We start from the raw sequence: 19,271 nt of genomic DNA, 5'->3' as shown, positions 1-19,271 counted from the left end.
AATGGGAATTAATCTTCAAAAAGGGCAACGTATCAACCTTCAAAAGGGTAATGGTACAGTATTGCAAAATGTTTGTGTAGGTGTGAACTGGGGAGCTATTGAAAGGAAAAATTGGCTCGGCGGAACAGAGAAAGAAGCGGTAGATCTAGACGCCAGTTGTATTCTTTTCGATGAAGCTAAAAATAATGTTGATGTTGTGTACTTCGGGAGTTTACGATCTAGAGATGGAGCCATTAGTCACAGTGGCGACGATTTGACGGGAGACATGGATGGCGATGATGGCTTGGATAATGAAATCATTACGGTTGATTTTTCTAAGCTTAATAGTCAAGTAACTCATGTCGCGTTTGTGCTCAACAGTTATCGTGGACATGATTTCGGGACTATTCCTTTTGCCTCTATCCGGATTTATGAGGGTACACCTTCCCGGGTCAATGAAGTATTTGCGACCTACAATATTGCTAAAGGTGAGGGCTTTTCTGGGCACGTCTCCATGGTATTGGGCGTATTTTATAAACGCAATGGTGAATGGAAATTTAATGCCATTGGAGAACCAACTAAAGACCGTAAGTTGGAAGAGACTATTAAAACCGTTCAGCAAAAATTTTTATAGTCATGAGAAGACTTCCCGTATATCTATTATTGGATACTTCAGGCTCAATGACCGGAGAACCAATTGAAGCCGTTAAAAACGGTGTACAGATGATGATGCATTCCCTACGTCAAAATCCTCAAGCAATCGAGACCGCTTTTGTCAGTATTATCACTTTTGACTCTGACGCTAGGCAGATTGTACCCTTGACCGATTTGGCATCCTTCCAGATGGTTGATATTAAAGCCTCTGGTGTGACTTCCTTGGGAGCAGCCTTGGCCTTACTTGCTGATAAACTGGAAACAGAGGTAACCACGACCACACTGGAACAGAAAGGTGACTGGAAGCCACTGATTTTCGTTATGACCGACGGTATCCCAACGGATAATTGGCAGCAAGGGTATAGCAAACTAAAGGCTGTTAATAAAGGGTTGATTGTCGGTTGCGCAGCCGGACAGGGGGCTGATGATGCTATTTTAGGACAAATTACTAATTCTGTAGTACGTCTTGACAGTGCAGATTCAGAAAGCATCTCAAAATTCTTTCAATGGGTAACGGCTTCCATATCCACTACGTCGACCAAAGTTGAGGAATCAGGCAAAGAGGTAACTGGATTGGATCAGCTACCACCACCGCCATCGGAGTTAGTTATAGTAGCTTAGTTATGAACAGACGATTATTAGCCTACTTTCTGCTCGACACCTCAGGATCTATGCGTGGTGAGCCCATACAAGCATTGAATAATGGCTTTAATGGGCTCATTAGTATGCTCCGTACGGATCCACAGGCGATGGATTCCTTGCATATCAGTGTCATTACCTTTGATCGTGAAGTTCATAATCTAGTTCCTTTGACCGACTTGGCAAGCTTTCAGCCAGTAGAAATACATTGCCCCGAAAGTGGCCCAACTCATACAGGAGAGGCACTCGAAATGCTGCTTAAAATGATTGAGAATGAACTGGTCAAGGGATCGACCGGACGAAAGGGTGACTGGAAGCCTTTGCTCTTTGTTTTCACCGATGGAAAGCCATCCGATATTCAGAAATATCGGATGTGCATTCCCAAAATCAAAGCAATGGATTTTGGAATTATTGTTGGTTGTGCAGCTGGTCCTAAAGCCGAAGTTTCTTTTTTAAAGGAGCTGACGGATGAAGTTGTCAAATTGGATACCACCGATAGTAATACATTGACAACCTTCTTTCGATGGGTGAGTTCATCAATTGAAATGGGCAGTAAATCTCAAGGTACTGGCGAAATTCTGACACTTCCACCTCCACCGAACGAATTGAATATTATCATTTAAAACTTTGAATTAATCATGAGAAGGTTACCTGTATATTTCTTGATAGATGTATCTGAATCTATGGTCGGCGAACCTATAGAACAAGTACAAGATGGTATTGGTACCGTCATTCAGACACTCAAAACTGATCCTTTTGCACTCGAAACTGTATGGATATCCATCATTGGCTTTGCCGGTAAAAGCAAGGTCATTACACCCTTACAGGATGTGATCACTTTTTATCCGCCAAAATTGCCCATTGGTAGTGGAACCTCGCTGTCCAGTGGATTGACAGAACTGATGCGCTCCATTGATAACGAGTTAATGCCGACGACCTATGAACGAAAAGGTGATTGGAAACCCATTATATTTTTGTTTACGGACGGTGTACCGACAGATGATACAGAAGAATCCATCAAAAAGTGGAATACAGTATACCAACGCAAAGCAAATCTAATCGCGATCTCAATAGGAGATAATACCAACTATGGATTACTGGAGCAACTGACCCCACATGTGTTGCGTTTTAATAATAGCGGTGCGCAGTCATACAAAGAGTTTTTTAAATGGGTGACAGCTTCCATCAAAGCGACAAGTGAGCAAGTGACCAATAGTAATACTGATACAATAAATTTAGCGAAAAGCACTCCTGAGGTGATTGAGAAAGTTGATACAGTTAGAATGCATCAGATCGTGGATGATAATTTTGTCGTGGTTAATGCAAAATGTTCAAATACCGATAAGTCATATCTGATCAAATTTAGGCGTGATATGGAAGATTCAGGTATCATGGACTTATCTACCCGAGTTTATCGTGTACAAGGAGCTTATAAAATAGATGAAAACGCCTATCGTGATTATTCTGGACTTGACAATTCTAACTTGAAGGTATCAACCGACGAGCTGTATGGTAATCCCAATTGTCCTTGTTGCGGTAACCAATTTGGTCTCGCCAGCTGCTCCTGTGGTGGAATACATTGTATCAAAGGTGATGGCGAAAATACATGCCCTTGGTGTGGCAATATTGGCTTTTATGGTGCCTCAGGTGGCGGATTTGATATTAATAGAACTTTAGGTTAATCGTGGAAACAATTTTAAAACAACTGCTGGACGAATTTAACGTAGAGCAGAACAAGGTCGTTGATAATACTCTGGCCAAACTGATGCACAATGCGAAGATCAATGCATTAGCAAGGGGTATTAATTCATTAAAACAGCAGATAATAGCGATATTTCAAATGTATAGAGAGAAGGAAGAATTTAAAGAAGCGCAACTGGTCATTACTAATGCTAATGCGAAAAAACACTATGCGTATAGTTTTGACCTAGCTCAATTTCCCAATATTCGCATCCAACAGATCAAAAATCTGGATAAAGTTGGTTTAACCTTTGATCCGGAGACTTCAAGTATCTGTGGAGTGCCAAACATGGCACTTACGATGGATTTGCACTTGGTTTTTATTAATACTCTAGAAGAAAATCCAACGGAAGACATTAAGATCATCCCATTTATTGTCAATGCTGATCCTAAGGACCTTTGGCTGAATAAACCGAGCAATCAAAATGATCTATACGCCAAGGCGGACAGTGATAAATATGCTGGAGCCTTTCTCGACAAGCGGATAGTTGTTGCCTCACAAAGAGGACGCTCGCATGCACACGAAGGTTCTTTTCGTGATGATCATTTTTATGTGTCTGCACTGCCTGAAGCTTGGGCCGTCGTGGCCGTTGCGGACGGAGCTGGTTCGGCTAAATTTTCCCGGCAAGGATCTAAAATAGCTACAGAATATCTTGTTAAAACTTTCGATAACGAGGTTCTTCTACACGAATTAAACGATTTATGCTTGGCTTACTATACTACCACACCCGCTGAAGCAGTTCCGCCTGTACCAAAAGATGATCAACCTGTTTCCGCGGCCACAACAAATATTGTCAATGAGCCAATTGAAGAGGTTGTTAAAGCCGAAATGACTGCTGAAGAATGCCTGCTCAAGGTCAAATCTTCGATCATCAATATCCTTTACAAATCTGTTCGCGATGTACATGCAAAGCTAGTGGAGTTTGCCAAAGAGGAAGATATTCTATTGAAGGATCTCAATACCACATTGATTTTTGCGCTTGTCAAAAAAAATGATTTTGGCTACGTGGTCCTGACATTTGGTGTCGGCGATTGCCCGATCAATGTTATTATAGACGATCTACAGGAAGTACATTTACTCAATCTGCTCGATATCGGTGAGTTTGGTGGAGGAACCCGTTTCATTACTATGCCAGAGATTTTCAGTCACACTGATATGCCATTACGATTTGCGATCAATAGATTTGATGATTTTTCAAAATTGATGTTGATGACAGATGGGATCTATGATGCCAAATTTATAACAGAAAACAAACTCGAAGATAAAGAAACTTGGAATACGTTTCTACAAGATCTAGGTGGGCAAAATGAAGACGGTGCAAAGGTAGATTTTCTGACAGATGAACATATTAAGGATCAGTTATTGACCTGGCTTGACTTCTGGAGTAAAGGTAACCACGACGATAGAACACTAGCCATAATCTATTAACAGATGAAGACGATAACTATAAAATCCATTATTGATCCGTCTCGTACTTACAAGTATATAGATGACGGCAGTCCCAAACAAGGTGGTGTTAAGGATGTCTATTTCGCACCCAATAGAAAGTACGTGGTTGCTTTTTTTCGAAACACCCTTGACTTCAATCAGCGGGATCGGATAAAGCGTATTGTCACGTTATATTTAGACAATATTAAGAATGGTAGTGCAGGTGATTATTTCTTGCAGGAAATCTACCGCTGGCCTTATGATGCGGTAGAACAGGATGGCAAGACAGGCGTCATTGTACCTATCTATGATACCAAATTTTTCTTTGCAAAGGGTTATGGTGCCAATTCGATGATAAAAGGAGGGGAGAAAGTTGGAAAGTGGTTTACTGCACCATCCTTTCGGCATCAACAATATCCGCTCGCCTTGGATAAGTCCGAATTAGGCGATTGGCTAAGTTATTTTCAAATTGCTATTAATATTTGTCGGGGCGTCAAGAAAATGCATCAAATGGGGCTTGCCCATTCAGATCTATCCTATAATAATGTGCTTATTGATCCTGTTAGTAAGTCTGCCAATATCATTGATTTGGATGGTTTGGTTGTCCCAGGATTGTACCCTCCTGAGGTGATTGGTACAGCCGATTTTATTGCCCCAGAGGTATTAAAGACCAAACACCTTAAACTTAATGATCCCGATCGGGTACTGCCTAATCAGAAGACAGATCTTCATGCCCTGGCAGTGCTGATTTATATGTATCTGTTGCGACGGCACCCACTGCGGGGTGGTAAGATTTGGGATCTTGATGCCGAAAAAGATGAACTAATGGCGATGGGAGAAAAAGCCCTGTTTGTTGAGCATCCTACTGATCGAATGAATGCTGTTAAGACCGATCAGCTGAGAAAATGGGAATCCTTCTGGGGAAATCCTAATAAGCTTTCCTACACCAAAACGGGACCTTATCTGGCCGATCTGTTTAAACGGGCTTTTATCGATGGCCTGCACAACCCTATGTTGCGTCCCATTGCCAACGAGTGGGAGACTGCGTTATTGAAAACAGTAGACCTTATTCAGCCGTGCAATAATCCACAATGTGATGAGAAGTGGTACGTATTTGACAATTCTACCAAACCTATCTGTCCATTTTGTGGTACAGCGCACAAAGGAAGCCTTCCCGTCATCGATCTCTATTTTAAATTTAAAGATACTGTATGGAAACCCGAAGGACATCGGCTAATGGTCTATCACAATCAATATCTTTTCAAATGGCATGTATCCCGTAAAGTGATACGGAATGAAAGCCTTATCGCTGAGGATAAGAAACCAGTTGGGTATTTCACCTATTACCAAAATAAATGGATGCTAGTCAACCAAAACCTGCAGGGGATGAAGGACCTGACTGAGCAAAAAGATGTACCAATTAATTCAATGGTTGAATTGACTGACGGCAAAAAGATTTTACTGTCCAATGAGGAGGGTGGAAGGTTATTATTTATCACGCTAACTAATCAATAATTTATAAAAATGGAACAAAGTATTTTACAATTACATCCTGGTCTAATTTGGGGATTTGGGTTGACAGTCATTATCATGCTGTTACTGGATTTGGGTGTTTTCAACAAAAAGAGCCATATTGTTTCTTCCAAAGAAGCGACTATATGGACAGTGGTTTGGATTTCGTTGGCAATGATTTTCTCCGGTGTTGTCTATTATGTATTTAATCAGGATGCTGGAGGGCATGCTACTGCAATAGAAAAGTTTACCCAGTTCCAGGCAGCTTACTGGATAGAAAAAGCCTTGTCAGTAGATAATTTATTTGTGTTTATCTTGGTATTTTCTTACTTCAAAGTGCCACGTGAATTACATCACAAAGTACTCTTCTGGGGGATTTTGGGCGCATTGCTCTTTCGGGCGATCTTCATCTTTGCAGGCGTAGGCCTAATTAATGTAACATATCTTAATCCGATACTAGATTTCTTTGGTGTGACCGCTCTACCTTGGAATATCAATCTTGTGTTGACAGCCTTTGGTTTGTTTCTAGTTTTTGCAGGGATCAAATCTTGGGGAAGTGGTGATGACGATGAAGATGAGGATTTTAGCGAAACAGCAGGTGCGCGATTGGTGAAGAAATTCTGGAAGGTATCTGATAATTATGATCAAGGAAAGTTTTTTACTGTTCAGAACGGGATGAAACTTGCAACCCCGCTTTTGGTTGTTGTTGCCGTAATTGAATTTACAGATGTGTTATTTGCGGTCGACTCTATCCCTGCTATTTTTGCTATTTCGAAGGATCCCTTTATTCTTTACACATCCAACATCTTTGCCATACTTGGACTTCGGTCGCTCTATTTTCTACTGTCCAATTTTATCCATATGTTCAGCAAACTTCCTTACGGGCTCTCGGTAATCTTAACGTTCATTGGTGTCAAAATGATCATCTCGCCTTGGTATCATATCCCTTCACCAGTTTCTTTGGGCATTGTAGGGGGAATTCTTATTTTATCTGTTTTGGTATCCATACTATTTCCTGAAAAGGGAGCAGATGAAAAGATCTCGGTATAATGAAAAAGCTAGCCAGAGTCAGAAAAAGATGGCAAATACTGGTTGCCATCTTTTTCATATTACCTTTATTTATTAATTGCGGAAGTGAACAGCCGACTGAGGTCACTCAACAAAATTTTATTAGTGCCTCTAGGGAAGGGAAGTCTAATCTTCCACTTCAGGAGGCAATGATCAACCGGTGGCAACAAAAAGAAGTTTATGTTACGAAGGTTATTGATGGCGATACTTTCTGGGTTAATAATGGTAGTGAAAAATTTAAGGTCAGATTTATAGGAATTGATGCACCAGAGACGCGCAATTCCCGAGGAAAATTAAAGGGACCATATGCAAAGGAAGCAAAAGAATATGTGCGACAGCTAACCGAAAATAAGTGGGTTAAGCTTGAATTTGATGTTCAGAAAAAGGACCGATATCATCGGTTGCTGGCCTACATCTATTTGCAGGATGGAACTTTTCTGAATGCTGATTTAGTGAAAAGCGGATTTGCTGTTGTAGATACCTATCCTCCTAATGTGAAGCATACAAACCTGTTTGTAAAGCTTCAGCATGAGGCAAGAGAAAGTAAGAAGGGTGTATGGGCTTATTAAAGTAAAATGTGTCACTACGGGAAACCGTAAAATAAGATGCGCTGATCCGATTATTTTTGATGTATTATGAAATTGATAAGCCTATTATTTATTATCCTCTTGCGGTTTGATGGTACCACAGCTTCGCTAGTGAAAGAAAGTTCAGATAAGAATACAGTATACGTTTGTGGTAGTGGCAAAGGGAAGCGATATCACCTCAATGAAAACTGTAGAGGATTAAAGTCGTGCAGTGCCAAAACCATCAAGACAACACGGGAGCAAGCACAAAAAGAAGGTAAAACCCTTTGCGGTTGGGAAGATTAAAGAAACCACTTATTGCTAACAAAACTATTTTATTATGGATTCTAAAGATGAGATTCGTCAGTTCGCAAAACGAGTTGACTATTTTAGCAATGGGCGAGATGCAAAACCCAAGCGACGATTTCGTTCGTTTTTTTGCGAAGCAAGCCTATCCAAGTGTTGTTACAGCAAAGGTTTTGGAACAGTTTACGCCATTGGTAAAACGGGTGTTTACACAGATTGTGAACGACCAGATCGCCGAAAGACTAAAAAGCGCACTCAAAAAAGAAACCGAAGCCGAAGAAAAGAATACTACTATAGCTCCAGTAGAACCTGAGGCACTGATTGTCACAACTGAAGAAGAGATTGAGGGATACCTGATCATTAAATCTATTTTGCGTAAAGAGATCGAGGTAGGTCGCATATTTATGCGTGATAATCAGTCCTACTGCGGTATCTTACTAGATGATAACAATCGCAAACCGATCTGTCGATTCTATTTTACGCCCAATCGCCTGCGTATCGGGTTGTTTGACAAAGACAAAAAGGAGGCTAAATATGATCTAGATTCATTGGATGATATCTACAAATATTCAGAGCAGATCGTGGAAACCGTCATTAACTATTAATCAGCTGTGTTATGAAAAAGTATCTATTGTTATTTCTTATTTCATTTTTATCTATGGCCTGTAAAAAAGCTGAATCGGAATACGATACATATGGTTATGAAACAGAATGTGATGAATGTGACATTAACTATGTTGATGATCTAGGGACTACGGTTTATGTGAATGGTCATAAAGGAACATGGAAGAAAGATTTTCCACGCTCGGTATTCACAGAGATGAAAGTGACCGTCACTGCGCGACAATCGAATTCGAATACTGTGTCTGCTCATATTATAAAAGACGGTAAGCGGTTGGTTTCGAAGTCAGGCAATTCCAGTGTTACTGTTAGACATATCGTAAAAAGTTCGGGATCAACTAAACCTGTTTCGAGCATCTGTGGTGCTCCAACCCAAAAAGGAGGACCGTGTCAGCGAAAAGTGTCAGGTGGGGGAAGGTGCTGGCAGCATAAATAAAGATTCAGGACTGAATAAAGGTTGTTCAATCAAGCCTTATTGAACAACCTTTAAAAAGCCAATTACCTACATTCGGATAGGTTTAACAGATTATTGTTTACAGTGTATATGACTTTCTCAGTTATCTTCGGCTTTTTGTATTGATTTAGTTCGCAAAAATATAGATAGGTATGCTTTTTAAGTTCCATCCCTAAACTATTTACAACAACCTCTCCGCGATCTCCGCCTCGCCAACCACTACACCGCCTTTCAGGTACATCATCCGCTCACCACTTTTATAATCTGTGATTATGTCAAAGTGACCATTACAGGTTCTCATGCGTGAAAGCAATGCTTTCCTACCTGCCCTAAAGCCTTTATGTTTAGTTACGTCAAATACATATTTAGAGCAGCTATGCCTAAATATACACTTACGTCTTCTTTCCGGTGGGATGATCAACCAATACAACCGGATCGCGGTCAATAGGAGAGACTTCATGGCCTTGAAAATACCACCATCTGTCTTGCCGTCGTATATCCAGGTTTATTATTAAAGCAACCATTTTCGGCATGTACATAAGTTGTGACGCTTTCTAGTCTTACATAGTTCCATCCTCCTGATGCACCCTGATTAATCAGGTTTTCTAATTGTTCTGCTACTTGATCCGATGTGCCTGTCCTTGGGTCTATCGATGCTACAAAGGGTACTACTTTGTATTCCATAATATCAGTATTTGATTGGGTTAATGATTTAATTAAAGTTATGTTATAAAGTAATGAAAACCAATGTGTTTTGAGTTTTGTTGCAATCCATTTTACAATATTGTCAATTTTAAGAATAAAAAATTACAGATTATTACGGCTTCCCGTAAAAGTTATGCCTGTGCACCAGGTGGCTAGCTACTGTATTAAAGAACATGTCAAGATGAGGAATGCTTTTGCATTTTATCTGACCTCTGGAGACTGGCTTTTACGAACCAAGATCAGTATTTTTAATACACTGAGTTTTGCCAATGAGCAGTTTTAAGATCCTATCAAAGGCACTTTGCAGTTTGATGTGTCCGATCTGGTGCTGATTAAGCCCAGCGGGCGAAATCAGGTCCGCTTGCAAAGGCTGAAAAACAAATTGGATAAGCAAGAGATCGATGGCATCAAAAGATCGATTTTGGCCATTGGCGATGCTCCGGTTGTCTTAGGTGACTGGCAACGATCGGTGTATTTTTTGTAGAGCGGAGGATCTCGGCGAGTCAATTCAGATAACATGATATCAATATGAGTTTTTTACATCCATTTCTCTAAAATCAGGAATAACGGTATTATGTTTGTTTTTCGAAAAGACTTACTTGTTTATATATTTCTTTATTATCGGCGAAAAACGCCGATAATATAAGTTTTGTTAAATAAATAAGTTTATGTATATTTGATTTATCGGCGTTTTTCGCCGATAAATTTAAATAGTTTAAACATGAATATGTATTCTCAGAGAAGGAAAGATGTGTTAAAATTAGTGCCGGAGGGAGCTTTGGTTACCAGATCTTGGCTACAGCAGAATGATCTCACAGGCCATGCGATCGATAATTTATTGAAGAGTCGACTATTGGAAACTGTGAAAAATGGAGTATATAAACGTGAAGGGGCAGAAGTGGAATGGGGGGATATTGTCTATTTCCTGCAGAAACAGCTAGATACAGATCTAACCATTGGAGGCCTATCGGCTTTAGAACTTCAGAAACTGACCCATTATCTCCCGATGTCTAATCAACGCTTGATTCATTTATATGGCCGGGATAATCTTCCCATATGGATAAATAACCTTACAACAGGGATCAAATTTCTTAAGCATAGTTCTGGCTATTTATTTGGTAATAGTTTTGAAGATGAAAGGCCGCTAGCATTACTTGAGTTTACTAGAGCTTTCAGTTGGAAAAATACAAAGGAAGGCTTACGTATATCCATTCCTGAAAGAGCTATTTTGGAAGTGATGAATCAAGTTCCCCAAAATATATCATTTGAACATGCGGATGAATTAATGCAAGGATTAAATACGCTTTCTCCTAGGACACTCCAAAGATTATTGGAACTGTGCACAAATATCAAAGTTCGCAGGCTTTTCTTTTACCTTGCCGAGCGTCAAAATCATACCTGGTTTACAAAACTTCAATCTGAGAAAATAGATTTTGGATCTGGTAATCGTGTGATCGTCACAGGTGGGAAACTAAATAAGAAATATAAAATAACTGTTCCTGATTTTTATGAGTAAGAAAGAAGAATATGCCGAGCAGGTCCGTTTATTGATCCGATTGTTACCTATAATCGATAAAGAAGACTGTTTTGCACTTAAAGGCGGTACGGCTATTAATTTGTTTTTATAGAGATTTGCCAAGGCTTTCCGTAGACATCGATTTGTTGTATCTGCCAATGGAGGATCGCGACGCCTATCTTGAAAATATCAGAGCTGCATTAGCGAGAATAACAGATTCCATAAAGAAATCGATTGCAGGTGCCCAAGTTCAAAATACAACACTACAACAGGATAATTCTTTACGAATAATAGTTTCACTTAATGATGTTCGTGTTAAAATAGAACTATCTCCTGTTATACGTGGAAGCCTTTTCCCAGCTGTCAGAATGGAAGTGCGACCGCAGGTTGAAAAAGAATTTGGTTATGCTGAAATGCTAGTTGCATCACACCCAGATCTGTATGCTGGTAAACTTTGCGCTGCCCTAGATCGTCAACATCCCCGTGATTTGTTTGATGTAAAACAGTTATACGAAAATGAAGGATTAACGGAAGAATTACGAAAAACATTTCTTGTATTTTTAATAAGTCATTTTCGACCGATGGCAGAACTGCTTAATCCAAACCGAAAAGATATCTCAGGTATATATGAAATGGAGTTTGCGCAAATGGCAGAAATTGAAGTTTCTTTAGAGGAGCTACTTTCTGTACGGGAGAAACTGATTGCAGATATCAACAAGGAGATGACTGATAGTGAACGTAAATTTTTACTCTCTGTCAAAAATAAGACACCTGATTGGGCACTCTTAGGATTGGACGCAGCTTTAGTCTCGGAACTTCCTTCAGTGAAATGGAGATTAATCAATTTAAATAAAATGTCAGAGAATAAACACGTTACCGCTTACAAAAATCTAGAAGCTGTCCTATATCCTTAAAGTCAAGCTGAATAGGAGAGATATGGCTTTTTTACGTCAAAAGGGCCTGATTTCCATCAGACCCTTTCTGTTAGCGTTTATTTGTACAATAATTTTTATGTTTCCTATCGTTTCCTCTTTTTTGTTTCGTCATCCAATGCTTTTAAAGACTATTGGATTTTCACTGTACGACGCCAATTTTTATGTTGAACCTTTCTTTCGAAAGGTAGCTTGTAGCCGGTTTGTATTGTAAGAACAACAGTCAATTTGAAATAGTTTTATTGGAGTAATTTTTTTTGATAACTTGATATGACGGCAGCTGTCTCAATAAAGTATTGTAAAAGCACACAGCATTTCAACCGTAGGATTACTGTTATATGAAAAATCGTTATATCGTTACGCCAAAAGACAAAAGGGCAGAAGAGTTATTGGATTTTAATGAAGCTGGAGATCATCATTTGATCCAGTTAGTTCTCTCAGAGTCGCAATTTTATCAATTAGATGCTTTTGGTGTATTTTCAGATTTGAATAATATGCTAGGCTGTTTAATAGATGATTTTGAAGACGATGCTATTACGAATAAGCAACAGCTGGAGGAAGGGTTAAAATATTTAAAAAATGTAAGGTTAAAAGATGATCGTATTCAGGAGCTTATGGAAGAAATTATTTGCCTGTTTGAAGAAGCTGTGAAAAGGCAAACTGGCGTTTATTTTTTCTTTTAATAGGAACTTGGTTATTTTTAAATTGCTAAAATAAAATTCACCTCCCTATTCCCACCATTCACCGAGTTTTTCCGATCGTTAGTCTAATGTCGATAGGCTAGGAGCGTATTGTGTTGTAGTTTTGAGTCAACAAATAAGAACAACAGAACTAACACAATAAAATAAAGACATTATGAGAACACTAGTAAAAACATTCGCAGCAGCAGCACTAATCGCGGTATCAACTTTCGCTATGGCAGCTGAAGGACCTGGAGCAAAAGCAACAAAAGTAAACGTTAACCTTTCCACAGCAGACTTCGCTCTAGAGCACTATGTGGCGGTAACTACGGAGGGCGAGTCAGCAGGAGTAGAGCAGTTATTCGCATCTGATTTTAATCAAAAGATCCAAGCAACAAATGCGCAGTCTAATAGCCGTAGCGAAGTGGTTAAATCCTTGAAAAAACAAAAAGGCGAAAAGCTAAACTGTACAGTAAGCACCGATATTTTAGAAGAATCAGCTGATTATATGGTAGCGAAAGTGACTCTAAAGTTTGAAAACTTCACCAAAACAGATTTAGTTACCTTGGAGCATGTGGGGAATGACTGGAAAGTATCCAAATCAATCAATTCGTATAAATAGTATCTAATAACTAGTGGTTTGTCAGCTCAGGCAGACTACAAACCACTAGTGAATCATATGTTTATTAAGGCCACGTCGTGAGATGTGGCTTTTTTGTTTCTGTATCTGAAAAATTGACTTACGCCAATCTTCCCACAAGAAATGTTAATCTAATGATAGCAATCTCAGATTTTTCATTTATCTCGACAGGATCTGTAAGCTGTTTGATCTCTGTACCATCGACAAATATCACATACAAACCGTCTTTATGCGCCAATAGCGCAGTAGAAATAGCTTTATCGACATCTATCAATGTCAAGTTGTGAATTTCTCCAAAAGCTATTTTTCCTTGCTCGGCTTGTTCTTGAATCTGCTGTGGATTAAGGAATGTCGCCAGCTCCATTTTCTGTCGTTTTTGGTTATATTTTTCCACCTCTGTAGTGACACAAGCAGCAATGAGTGATTGCAGTGTTTTCGGTACAGAAGAGAGCTGAAATGGGATGTGATGTACTTTTTTCTTTCCTAATCGCTTTAACTGTATAATTAGTCGCATTTGCTATTGATGGTATAAGATAAAAGTATGGATATTCAATGGTTTACTTTTCATATGAATATCCATACCCGAATTATGCGTTGATCTGGGCTAATATAGTCGGATCCTTAATCTGGTTATCTTGAGCCAGGTACCTCATTTTACTGATGATTTCGGCCGACTTTGGATCGTCATCAACAAAAGGTAAAAATACTCTTCCGCGATGTTGACTATGCACGGGAATAATCGCAAGCTGTCGACCATTTTTGCTTACCATTCCACTTCCCAGATGAATGGAATAATCGCCAAGTTCGCCCTTGATCAGAATATGACGTTCTTTCACTTCGACATTTTTTAATCCGAATAATAGCGCGCTCTCCCGTGCTAGCACCCCTCGCATCTGCAAGCTGCTGTGACTTGCTTCGGGGTCCACCTCACCAACATGTGCCACACTGACGATCAGATCAATATCCCGCATGACCTCCGAAAAAATAACTGGATCTATTGCAGGGATCGGAACAAGCTCATTATTCTTTATCGCGTGGAAACAGACGAGTTCCAACGTAGGTGCCTCTACATCCGAAGGAGTATACCAATCGGCCATGGCGTACATGGTAACCAGATAACCTTCCTTATGGAAAACTTTCTGTAGCCCCTCTTCATAACTGACTGTCCAACCTCTGCCGCGCAATAAAGCAATTGTTTTTTGAGGCTGAATCTGATGACCTTGATAACGTGACGAACGGGTTAACTGTTCAATCTCATCTGAAGTTGGAATGTATAACTCTCTAAATACTTGCTTAAAAGGTTGTTGGATGGCAGTGCTGAATAGATGACGTTGATATAGATCCCATTGTACTGCTTCAAATAAATCATAGGGATGCGCAATGACCAGTTTGTCATCTTCTTTTAGCGTAACAATTTTTCCGTCTGCATTGATCAGCCTACCATCATTCCAGAAACCCGATTCCTGGGTACTTGGTACATAAAGTACCAATTTGCTCAACATGGCGTTGACAATCGGGTGCTCCATGATTTGTTCCAATTCCTTTAGCGCGTATTCATCACGTCGTAACATCGAGTTTTCCAGCGCTAATTTCGTTCTGGAAAACTGTTTGGTGAGATAAGACTTCCCTTGTTTTAAGGCTTCAATTTCTTTGTTCTTTTTATATTTATCGGGCAGACTCTTAATTGATTTTCCGTTTCTGGATAATAACAATTCTGTTTTTCCCTCATTATCAACATGGAGTTGTACCTGCAGATCGTCAATTTCAAGGACTGAATTTTTGAGGATTTCCTGTGTCGCTTTTCTTTCCATGGCCCAGGTAAATCGTACACTGTCCTGAAAACCCGCATTCCGTGCAAGATTGTCCAATCCTATTTCCACAGCATTCTTTTCACTTTCCTGACGCTGGGCTCCGAATTGTTTACTCTCCTTCAGGAATGTTTGCAGGAGGTTGTATCTTTTAAGCAGATCCGATTCTGGATTCGCTTTCGATATTGGTACGAGACCAAGAGCCATTACGTAGTCTTTGTCTCTTTTTTCGTTGATTTTTTGAATTGTTTCGGTCAATTTTGTTTCACCGAGCAATACTGAAGAATATATTTTCACCCTTCTATAACCCATTCCGTCAGACAGGTATTTGGCCGATTCATGGACAGTTTTCCAATTGGATTTGCCCAGGTGCGCATAAACGCGGTGGAACCAATCAATGTCAATAGCTCCTTTTTGAAAATCGTGTCTAGGTATATTGGAATAACGCGACAGTATCGTTTCTTTTTCAGCGTCCATGTAGTCCGTTGTGTGTGCCAGAAACCACCATACAGCTTCTTCCAGACTTGGTATATGCATATAATCACCGAGCCAATTGGCCCATTGTGTTGCATAGCAGGAAACTTCGATCAATCTTTTCTTCTCAATTTTAGTTTTCTTTAACAGTGCCGCGAACTCACCATATTCCTCTTCTTCGGTTGGGATGCTCTTTTTGAGAATATGGCTAAAGGTCTGCTTCTTTGAGACATCAATACCATAACTATACCCGCGATTAAAATTGTCTTTCCCCATACGCTGGATGACATCAAAAAAATAAGCCATACCTTCTACAGTCTGAATTTTACCAATAAATGGCGAGGCTTCGGTCGGTATATCTCCACGGTGAAGCTCAAGATCAAGCATATTTTTTTTCAATGACTGATTTATTTCAGGAATGGTAAAGTCCTTTAAGCGATTTGTGTGGTAATTCTGTCCGCCATCCAAAATGAAAAATAGGTCCCTGTCAATTAACGATAAGAAGAGTAAATCATCCGAATTGATCTGTTGCTGTTGATATAATGTAAAGATTAATTTAAAATCCGGAATATTTCTTTTGTTCAAGTGCTCTCCTTCCGATGCTTTTGCTAGGTAGGGGATCAGTTCTCCGATGCTGGCTATAGACTTGTCTGTTGCTAACTGTTGGGCCAGGATATAGAGATCCAATTGATATAATCGGAATAGCTGATCACTAGAATAATAACGATAGTCCCCGTCGTCAATTTGATAAAAAAGTGTACGGATCAGGTCCGTCCAATACATATCGGGACTATAGAAATGGTGCTGATTTTTGAAATTTTGCTTTTTTAAATCGTCAGGGAAATCAGCTAGGGCATCTTCCAAAATATCCAATTTGTATGCGGCCCATGTAGACCTGTCTACAGATACAGCTGCAATACGATTCAGAATTCTGGTAATTTTTTCTGAATCACTGAAATAAAAGTACTCTGCCTTTTCGGTTTTAATCGATTTAAATTCGGGTAGGTATATTTCTTTAAATTCTTTAAGCCCTTCGTGCTGGTTATCGTCATGGTAACGCCCATATAAATAGCGTATTGCTGCATGGATCTCAAAGTCGTTTAATTCAGCTTGTTTATACCATTCCTTCCAGACATGTGCCAATGGTAGGTTGTCCAGCCTTTGTTCATCTGTGGCATCCTGGTCAAGACGCTTTAATCCCTGGAGGCTATTTTCAAGTAAAGTTGTTTCCTGTGATCCCTGATACCCTTCGAAGCTGTATTCATATTTTCTATTACGGTCAAATAAATCGAACAGATGGTTAATGGCGTTAGTCACCTTATCCACATTGATGAGGTTTTGAAATAGAAAACGATTTTGCCTAAAAGAGAGCAGCTTTTTCTTCGGTCTTAGAAATTGAATCTCCGGAATTTTGAAATCCGTGAGCTTGGCGTAATCAATGGCTCCGAAACCGTTCAGTAATCCGTTTTGTGGTGTTCCCGAAGCCGTATTTAATTTTTCGAGAAATACTTCTTCATTTCTATTGAGTTTTCTTAGGTGGTAGTTTTCGCTTTGTTCTTTTACAAATGATCCCCATGATTCACGTTTATGAAGGATTGTTAATATTTCCAATGCCGCCAGTCGCTGATCGATATTGCTGGAGCTGATAAGTCGCAGAATTACATCTTTTAGCGTTTCGTCTTTTTGAAGGATCAACAATTGGATGGTAGCCTTACGTTGATCTTTTCCTTTTCTGGACAGTATAAGTTCAAGCTGAGCAATATCATCGGCAAAAAGCTCGGTTGCGCGCATTAGTTTTAGTCCGGTCGCAGCAACCGTGGTATTGCGGTCCACTATAGCCTGACGTATAACCTGCCGTTGCCAATCATTTTCTTCGAGCTGCAGTTTATCTTCTGTTTGATTTTGATCATATTGCGAGGAGTAGCTATACGCAAGATAATCGGGAAACAGTTTACGCATCAATTTCTCGCGTGAACCCGAAGGAACTGCGCTCAGATTAGCCGATAATTTGATGAATTGTTGAGGCTGACCGTATTCAATAATTACGTTATAAAAATGGTCAGGTTTGATGGTGTAAGATAACCAGGGGAATCCTCTTTCTGAAAACGTTTTGCCTACAGTCGGAACAGAAGAGGCTGATTGTACGATCTTGTCGAAGAGTTTGTCCGAAAGAGCGTGAGGGAGCAAGAGGGGCGATATCCAATAATCGAGCTCGATATTTTCGCCAGAATGCTCTTCAGCATAACTTATTAGTTCCGTATCTGACCACTGGGTTTGTTGAATAAAATACAAACAGATGATCTTTTTGACCAGCGGAGTATCTGCTGCAAACACCAGCTCGAAAGCTGCATGATTGGCAATGTTGACATCTTTAATCCCAAGGCTCCACAGTGCTACGTAGAGTTCGAGGTAATCTTCGCTCTTTAGTGCGGCCTCAACTTGATCAGGCCGTTCAAAAAAATCAAGCGACAGTTGAAGAACGCGGGTAATCGTATTCTTTTTAGGCGCATCCCAACCAAACCCAAACCAGGTATCTACCGCTCTGACCACAGCCGAAAAACGCGATAGGTCGTGATCCAATATCACTTTGATGAAGTGTTTTAATGCAGCTATAGAGGTGTAGTCAAGAGTTTCGAGAATAGTCTGCCTCAATCCTTCCTGCTGTTGCGCTGCCAGTAGCAACTTTTCAACCAGGAGGTGACATGCTTTATTATCCGTCAAAAGTAGTCCTCTGATCAGTTCTTTAGAAACGCCACCGATTTCATCCTCTCCGATAAATATTTCTTCGAGTATAGGATAGTATGTTGGGAGGTTTTCTTCCACAATGATGGAATAAAATATCCCTTTATAGGCAACATTTTGATAAACATCATATTTTAACTGGTCAGTAATATCCATTGAATTGAATCCCGAAGCCCCACCAGTGTAGACCGCTTGTAAAATATGGAGTTTTGCCTGGGTATAGCTCACTGTTGGATCTATACGGAATGGCCGTCTGCTGTAGCCTTCCTGAAAGGGCAAGTCGCTGAGTAAATTCCATATCCGTGCAATATAAGGAGCTAGTACCTGACCAAATAATAGCTTAGCTAATTTAAGTCCTTCTTCATTATTCCAGGGGTTTATAGATGCATCAGTTCCAAATTGCTTTTGGTAAGCTTTGAGTGTGGCAAAATGCTCGGAATAATCTCTTACCAATTGATTGATAATAATAAGACCCAAAGTTTTATAGGGTTCAGAAAATTGGTTGAGTTGACTTTTTGTTATTGAAATACGTTCATGCTTTTGAATAAAGTCTTTCGCTTTGTCAGAAGAAATCATAAAAAATACTAAAGTTACATTAATAATATAAGCGCACTATTCTCCTTCTAAAATAGTTATTTGATGTTGAACAAAAAAGCACAAACTTCTTACCTACCTATTTCCGCCACTCACCGAGTTTTCCCGATCGTTAGTCTAATGCCGATAGGCTAGGAGCGTATTGTGTTGTAGTTTTGAGTCAACAAATAAGAACAACAGAACTAACACTATAAAATAAAGACATTATGAAA

Annotated in this window: 18 protein-coding genes and 1 pseudogene; 15 read left to right on the top strand and 4 right to left on the bottom strand. The window is 39.7% G+C overall.

The genetic code is table 11. The features are described from left to right. The first annotated feature begins 1 nt into the window (after window position 1). From ACHWSC_RS08025 to ACHWSC_RS07975, 11 genes are all read left to right on the top strand, one after another. Window positions 2–613 (top strand): TerD family protein, encoded by a 612-nt coding sequence (locus tag ACHWSC_RS08025; protein ID WP_075991484.1) that lies wholly within the window; start codon window positions 2–4, stop codon window positions 611–613. Between the two features lie 2 nt (window positions 614–615). After that, complete coding sequence (locus ACHWSC_RS08020; RefSeq protein WP_394676405.1) at window positions 616–1,254, top strand: VWA domain-containing protein; 639 nt, start codon at window positions 616–618, stop codon at window positions 1,252–1,254. A gap of 2 nt (window positions 1,255–1,256) precedes the next feature. Next, window positions 1,257–1,895, top strand: a complete 639-nt coding sequence (locus ACHWSC_RS08015) for a VWA domain-containing protein (protein ID WP_394676404.1) — start codon at window positions 1,257–1,259, stop codon at window positions 1,893–1,895. Between the two features lie 15 nt (window positions 1,896–1,910). Further along, a complete protein-coding gene (locus ACHWSC_RS08010; RefSeq protein ID WP_394676403.1) occupies window positions 1,911–2,954 on the top strand; it encodes a TerY-C metal binding domain-containing protein in 1,044 nt (347 codons plus the stop codon). A 2-nt stretch (window positions 2,955–2,956) separates the two neighbouring features. Next, window positions 2,957–4,441, top strand: a complete 1,485-nt coding sequence (locus ACHWSC_RS08005) for a PP2C family serine/threonine-protein phosphatase (protein WP_394676402.1) — start codon at window positions 2,957–2,959, stop codon at window positions 4,439–4,441. A 3-nt stretch (window positions 4,442–4,444) separates the two neighbouring features. Beyond that, entirely contained in the window at window positions 4,445–5,956 is a 1,512-nt protein-coding gene (locus ACHWSC_RS08000; RefSeq protein ID WP_394676401.1) for a helix-hairpin-helix domain-containing protein, read from the top strand. A 9-nt stretch (window positions 5,957–5,965) separates the two neighbouring features. Beyond that, window positions 5,966–7,003, top strand: coding sequence for a TerC/Alx family metal homeostasis membrane protein (locus ACHWSC_RS07995; protein WP_394676400.1), 1,038 nt, complete (start codon window positions 5,966–5,968; stop codon window positions 7,001–7,003). Next, on the top strand, window positions 7,003–7,590 hold the full coding sequence (locus ACHWSC_RS07990) for a thermonuclease family protein (RefSeq protein ID WP_394676399.1): 588 nt from the start codon (window positions 7,003–7,005) through the stop codon (window positions 7,588–7,590). The genes ACHWSC_RS07995 and ACHWSC_RS07990 overlap by 1 nt, the downstream gene beginning before the upstream one ends. 66 nt (window positions 7,591–7,656) lie before the next feature. Next, window positions 7,657–7,893, top strand: a complete 237-nt coding sequence (locus ACHWSC_RS07985) for a hypothetical protein (RefSeq protein WP_121127211.1) — start codon at window positions 7,657–7,659, stop codon at window positions 7,891–7,893. 47 nt (window positions 7,894–7,940) lie between these two features. Next, window positions 7,941–8,498: a hypothetical protein gene (locus ACHWSC_RS07980; protein WP_394676398.1), complete on the top strand. Its 558-nt coding sequence runs from the start codon at window positions 7,941–7,943 to the stop codon at window positions 8,496–8,498. An 11-nt stretch (window positions 8,499–8,509) separates the two neighbouring features. Next, the gene (locus ACHWSC_RS07975; protein WP_394676397.1) at window positions 8,510–8,950 is read left to right on the top strand and encodes a hypothetical protein; all 441 of its coding nucleotides are present in this window, start codon (window positions 8,510–8,512) and stop codon (window positions 8,948–8,950) included. A 199-nt stretch (window positions 8,951–9,149) separates the two neighbouring features. On the opposite strand, the gene yidD is transcribed toward ACHWSC_RS07975, so the two are convergent. Beyond that, entirely contained in the window at window positions 9,150–9,428 is a 279-nt protein-coding gene (gene yidD / locus ACHWSC_RS07970) for a membrane protein insertion efficiency factor YidD (protein ID WP_070570512.1), read from the bottom strand. Then, a complete protein-coding gene (locus ACHWSC_RS07965) occupies window positions 9,425–9,652 on the bottom strand; it encodes a hypothetical protein (RefSeq protein WP_070570510.1) in 228 nt (75 codons plus the stop codon). Before ACHWSC_RS07965 ends, yidD begins: the two co-directional genes overlap by 4 nt. A 742-nt stretch (window positions 9,653–10,394) precedes the next feature. Between ACHWSC_RS07965 and ACHWSC_RS07960 the strand changes: the two genes are divergently transcribed. The 4 genes and pseudogenes from ACHWSC_RS07960 (at window position 10,395) to ACHWSC_RS07945 (ending at window position 13,423) form a co-directional block, all read left to right on the top strand. After that, window positions 10,395–11,189, top strand: a complete 795-nt coding sequence (locus tag ACHWSC_RS07960; protein WP_153846609.1) for a type IV toxin-antitoxin system AbiEi family antitoxin — start codon at window positions 10,395–10,397, stop codon at window positions 11,187–11,189. Continuing rightward, window positions 11,182–12,103 (top strand): annotated as a pseudogene (locus ACHWSC_RS07955) (nucleotidyl transferase AbiEii/AbiGii toxin family protein). Before ACHWSC_RS07960 ends, ACHWSC_RS07955 begins: the two are co-directional and overlap by 8 nt. 356 nt (window positions 12,104–12,459) lie before the next feature. Further along, on the top strand, window positions 12,460–12,804 hold the full coding sequence (locus ACHWSC_RS07950; protein WP_259255058.1) for a hypothetical protein: 345 nt from the start codon (window positions 12,460–12,462) through the stop codon (window positions 12,802–12,804). Between the two features lie 172 nt (window positions 12,805–12,976). Next, window positions 12,977–13,423, top strand: coding sequence for a nuclear transport factor 2 family protein (locus ACHWSC_RS07945; protein WP_394676396.1), 447 nt, complete (start codon window positions 12,977–12,979; stop codon window positions 13,421–13,423). 118 nt (window positions 13,424–13,541) lie between these two features. On the opposite strand, the gene ACHWSC_RS07940 is transcribed toward ACHWSC_RS07945, so the two are convergent. After that, window positions 13,542–13,955 (bottom strand): hypothetical protein, encoded by a 414-nt coding sequence (locus ACHWSC_RS07940; RefSeq protein ID WP_394676395.1) that lies wholly within the window; start codon window positions 13,953–13,955, stop codon window positions 13,542–13,544. A 73-nt stretch (window positions 13,956–14,028) separates the two neighbouring features. Further along, complete coding sequence (locus ACHWSC_RS07935; protein WP_394676394.1) at window positions 14,029–19,041, bottom strand: DUF5724 domain-containing protein; 5,013 nt, start codon at window positions 19,039–19,041, stop codon at window positions 14,029–14,031. Between the last annotated feature and the right edge of the window lie 230 nt (window positions 19,042–19,271).

Source organism: uncultured Sphingobacterium sp., assembly GCF_964277905.1.
GTDB lineage: Bacteria > Bacteroidota > Bacteroidia > Sphingobacteriales > Sphingobacteriaceae > Sphingobacterium > Sphingobacterium siyangense.
This window is presented reverse-complemented; position numbering and strand designations above follow the sequence as displayed.

Excerpts from the sequence above, each read along its gene's own strand:
- yidD (WP_070570512.1), bottom strand. The coding sequence starts at position 9,428 with ATGAAGTCTCTCCTATTGACCGCGATCCGGTTGTATTGGTTGATCATC.
- ACHWSC_RS07990 (WP_394676399.1), top strand. The coding sequence starts at position 7,003 with ATGAAAAAGCTAGCCAGAGTCAGAAAAAGATGGCAAATACTGGTTGCC.
- ACHWSC_RS07995 (WP_394676400.1), top strand. The coding sequence starts at position 5,966 with ATGGAACAAAGTATTTTACAATTACATCCTGGTCTAATTTGGGGATTT.
- ACHWSC_RS08025 (WP_075991484.1), top strand. The coding sequence starts at position 2 with ATGGGAATTAATCTTCAAAAAGGGCAACGTATCAACCTTCAAAAGGGT.
- ACHWSC_RS07945 (WP_394676396.1), top strand. The coding sequence starts at position 12,977 with ATGAGAACACTAGTAAAAACATTCGCAGCAGCAGCACTAATCGCGGTA.
- ACHWSC_RS07935 (WP_394676394.1), bottom strand. The coding sequence starts at position 19,041 with ATGATTTCTTCTGACAAAGCGAAAGACTTTATTCAAAAGCATGAACGT.
- ACHWSC_RS07965 (WP_070570510.1), bottom strand. The coding sequence starts at position 9,652 with ATGGAATACAAAGTAGTACCCTTTGTAGCATCGATAGACCCAAGGACA.
- ACHWSC_RS07950 (WP_259255058.1), top strand. The coding sequence starts at position 12,460 with ATGAAAAATCGTTATATCGTTACGCCAAAAGACAAAAGGGCAGAAGAG.
- ACHWSC_RS07985 (WP_121127211.1), top strand. The coding sequence starts at position 7,657 with ATGAAATTGATAAGCCTATTATTTATTATCCTCTTGCGGTTTGATGGT.
- ACHWSC_RS08000 (WP_394676401.1), top strand. The coding sequence starts at position 4,445 with ATGAAGACGATAACTATAAAATCCATTATTGATCCGTCTCGTACTTAC.
- ACHWSC_RS07940 (WP_394676395.1), bottom strand. The coding sequence starts at position 13,955 with ATGCGACTAATTATACAGTTAAAGCGATTAGGAAAGAAAAAAGTACAT.
- ACHWSC_RS07960 (WP_153846609.1), top strand. The coding sequence starts at position 10,395 with ATGAATATGTATTCTCAGAGAAGGAAAGATGTGTTAAAATTAGTGCCG.
- ACHWSC_RS08015 (WP_394676404.1), top strand. The coding sequence starts at position 1,257 with ATGAACAGACGATTATTAGCCTACTTTCTGCTCGACACCTCAGGATCT.
- ACHWSC_RS07980 (WP_394676398.1), top strand. The coding sequence starts at position 7,941 with ATGAGATTCGTCAGTTCGCAAAACGAGTTGACTATTTTAGCAATGGGC.
- ACHWSC_RS08020 (WP_394676405.1), top strand. The coding sequence starts at position 616 with ATGAGAAGACTTCCCGTATATCTATTATTGGATACTTCAGGCTCAATG.
- ACHWSC_RS08010 (WP_394676403.1), top strand. The coding sequence starts at position 1,911 with ATGAGAAGGTTACCTGTATATTTCTTGATAGATGTATCTGAATCTATG.
- ACHWSC_RS07975 (WP_394676397.1), top strand. The coding sequence starts at position 8,510 with ATGAAAAAGTATCTATTGTTATTTCTTATTTCATTTTTATCTATGGCC.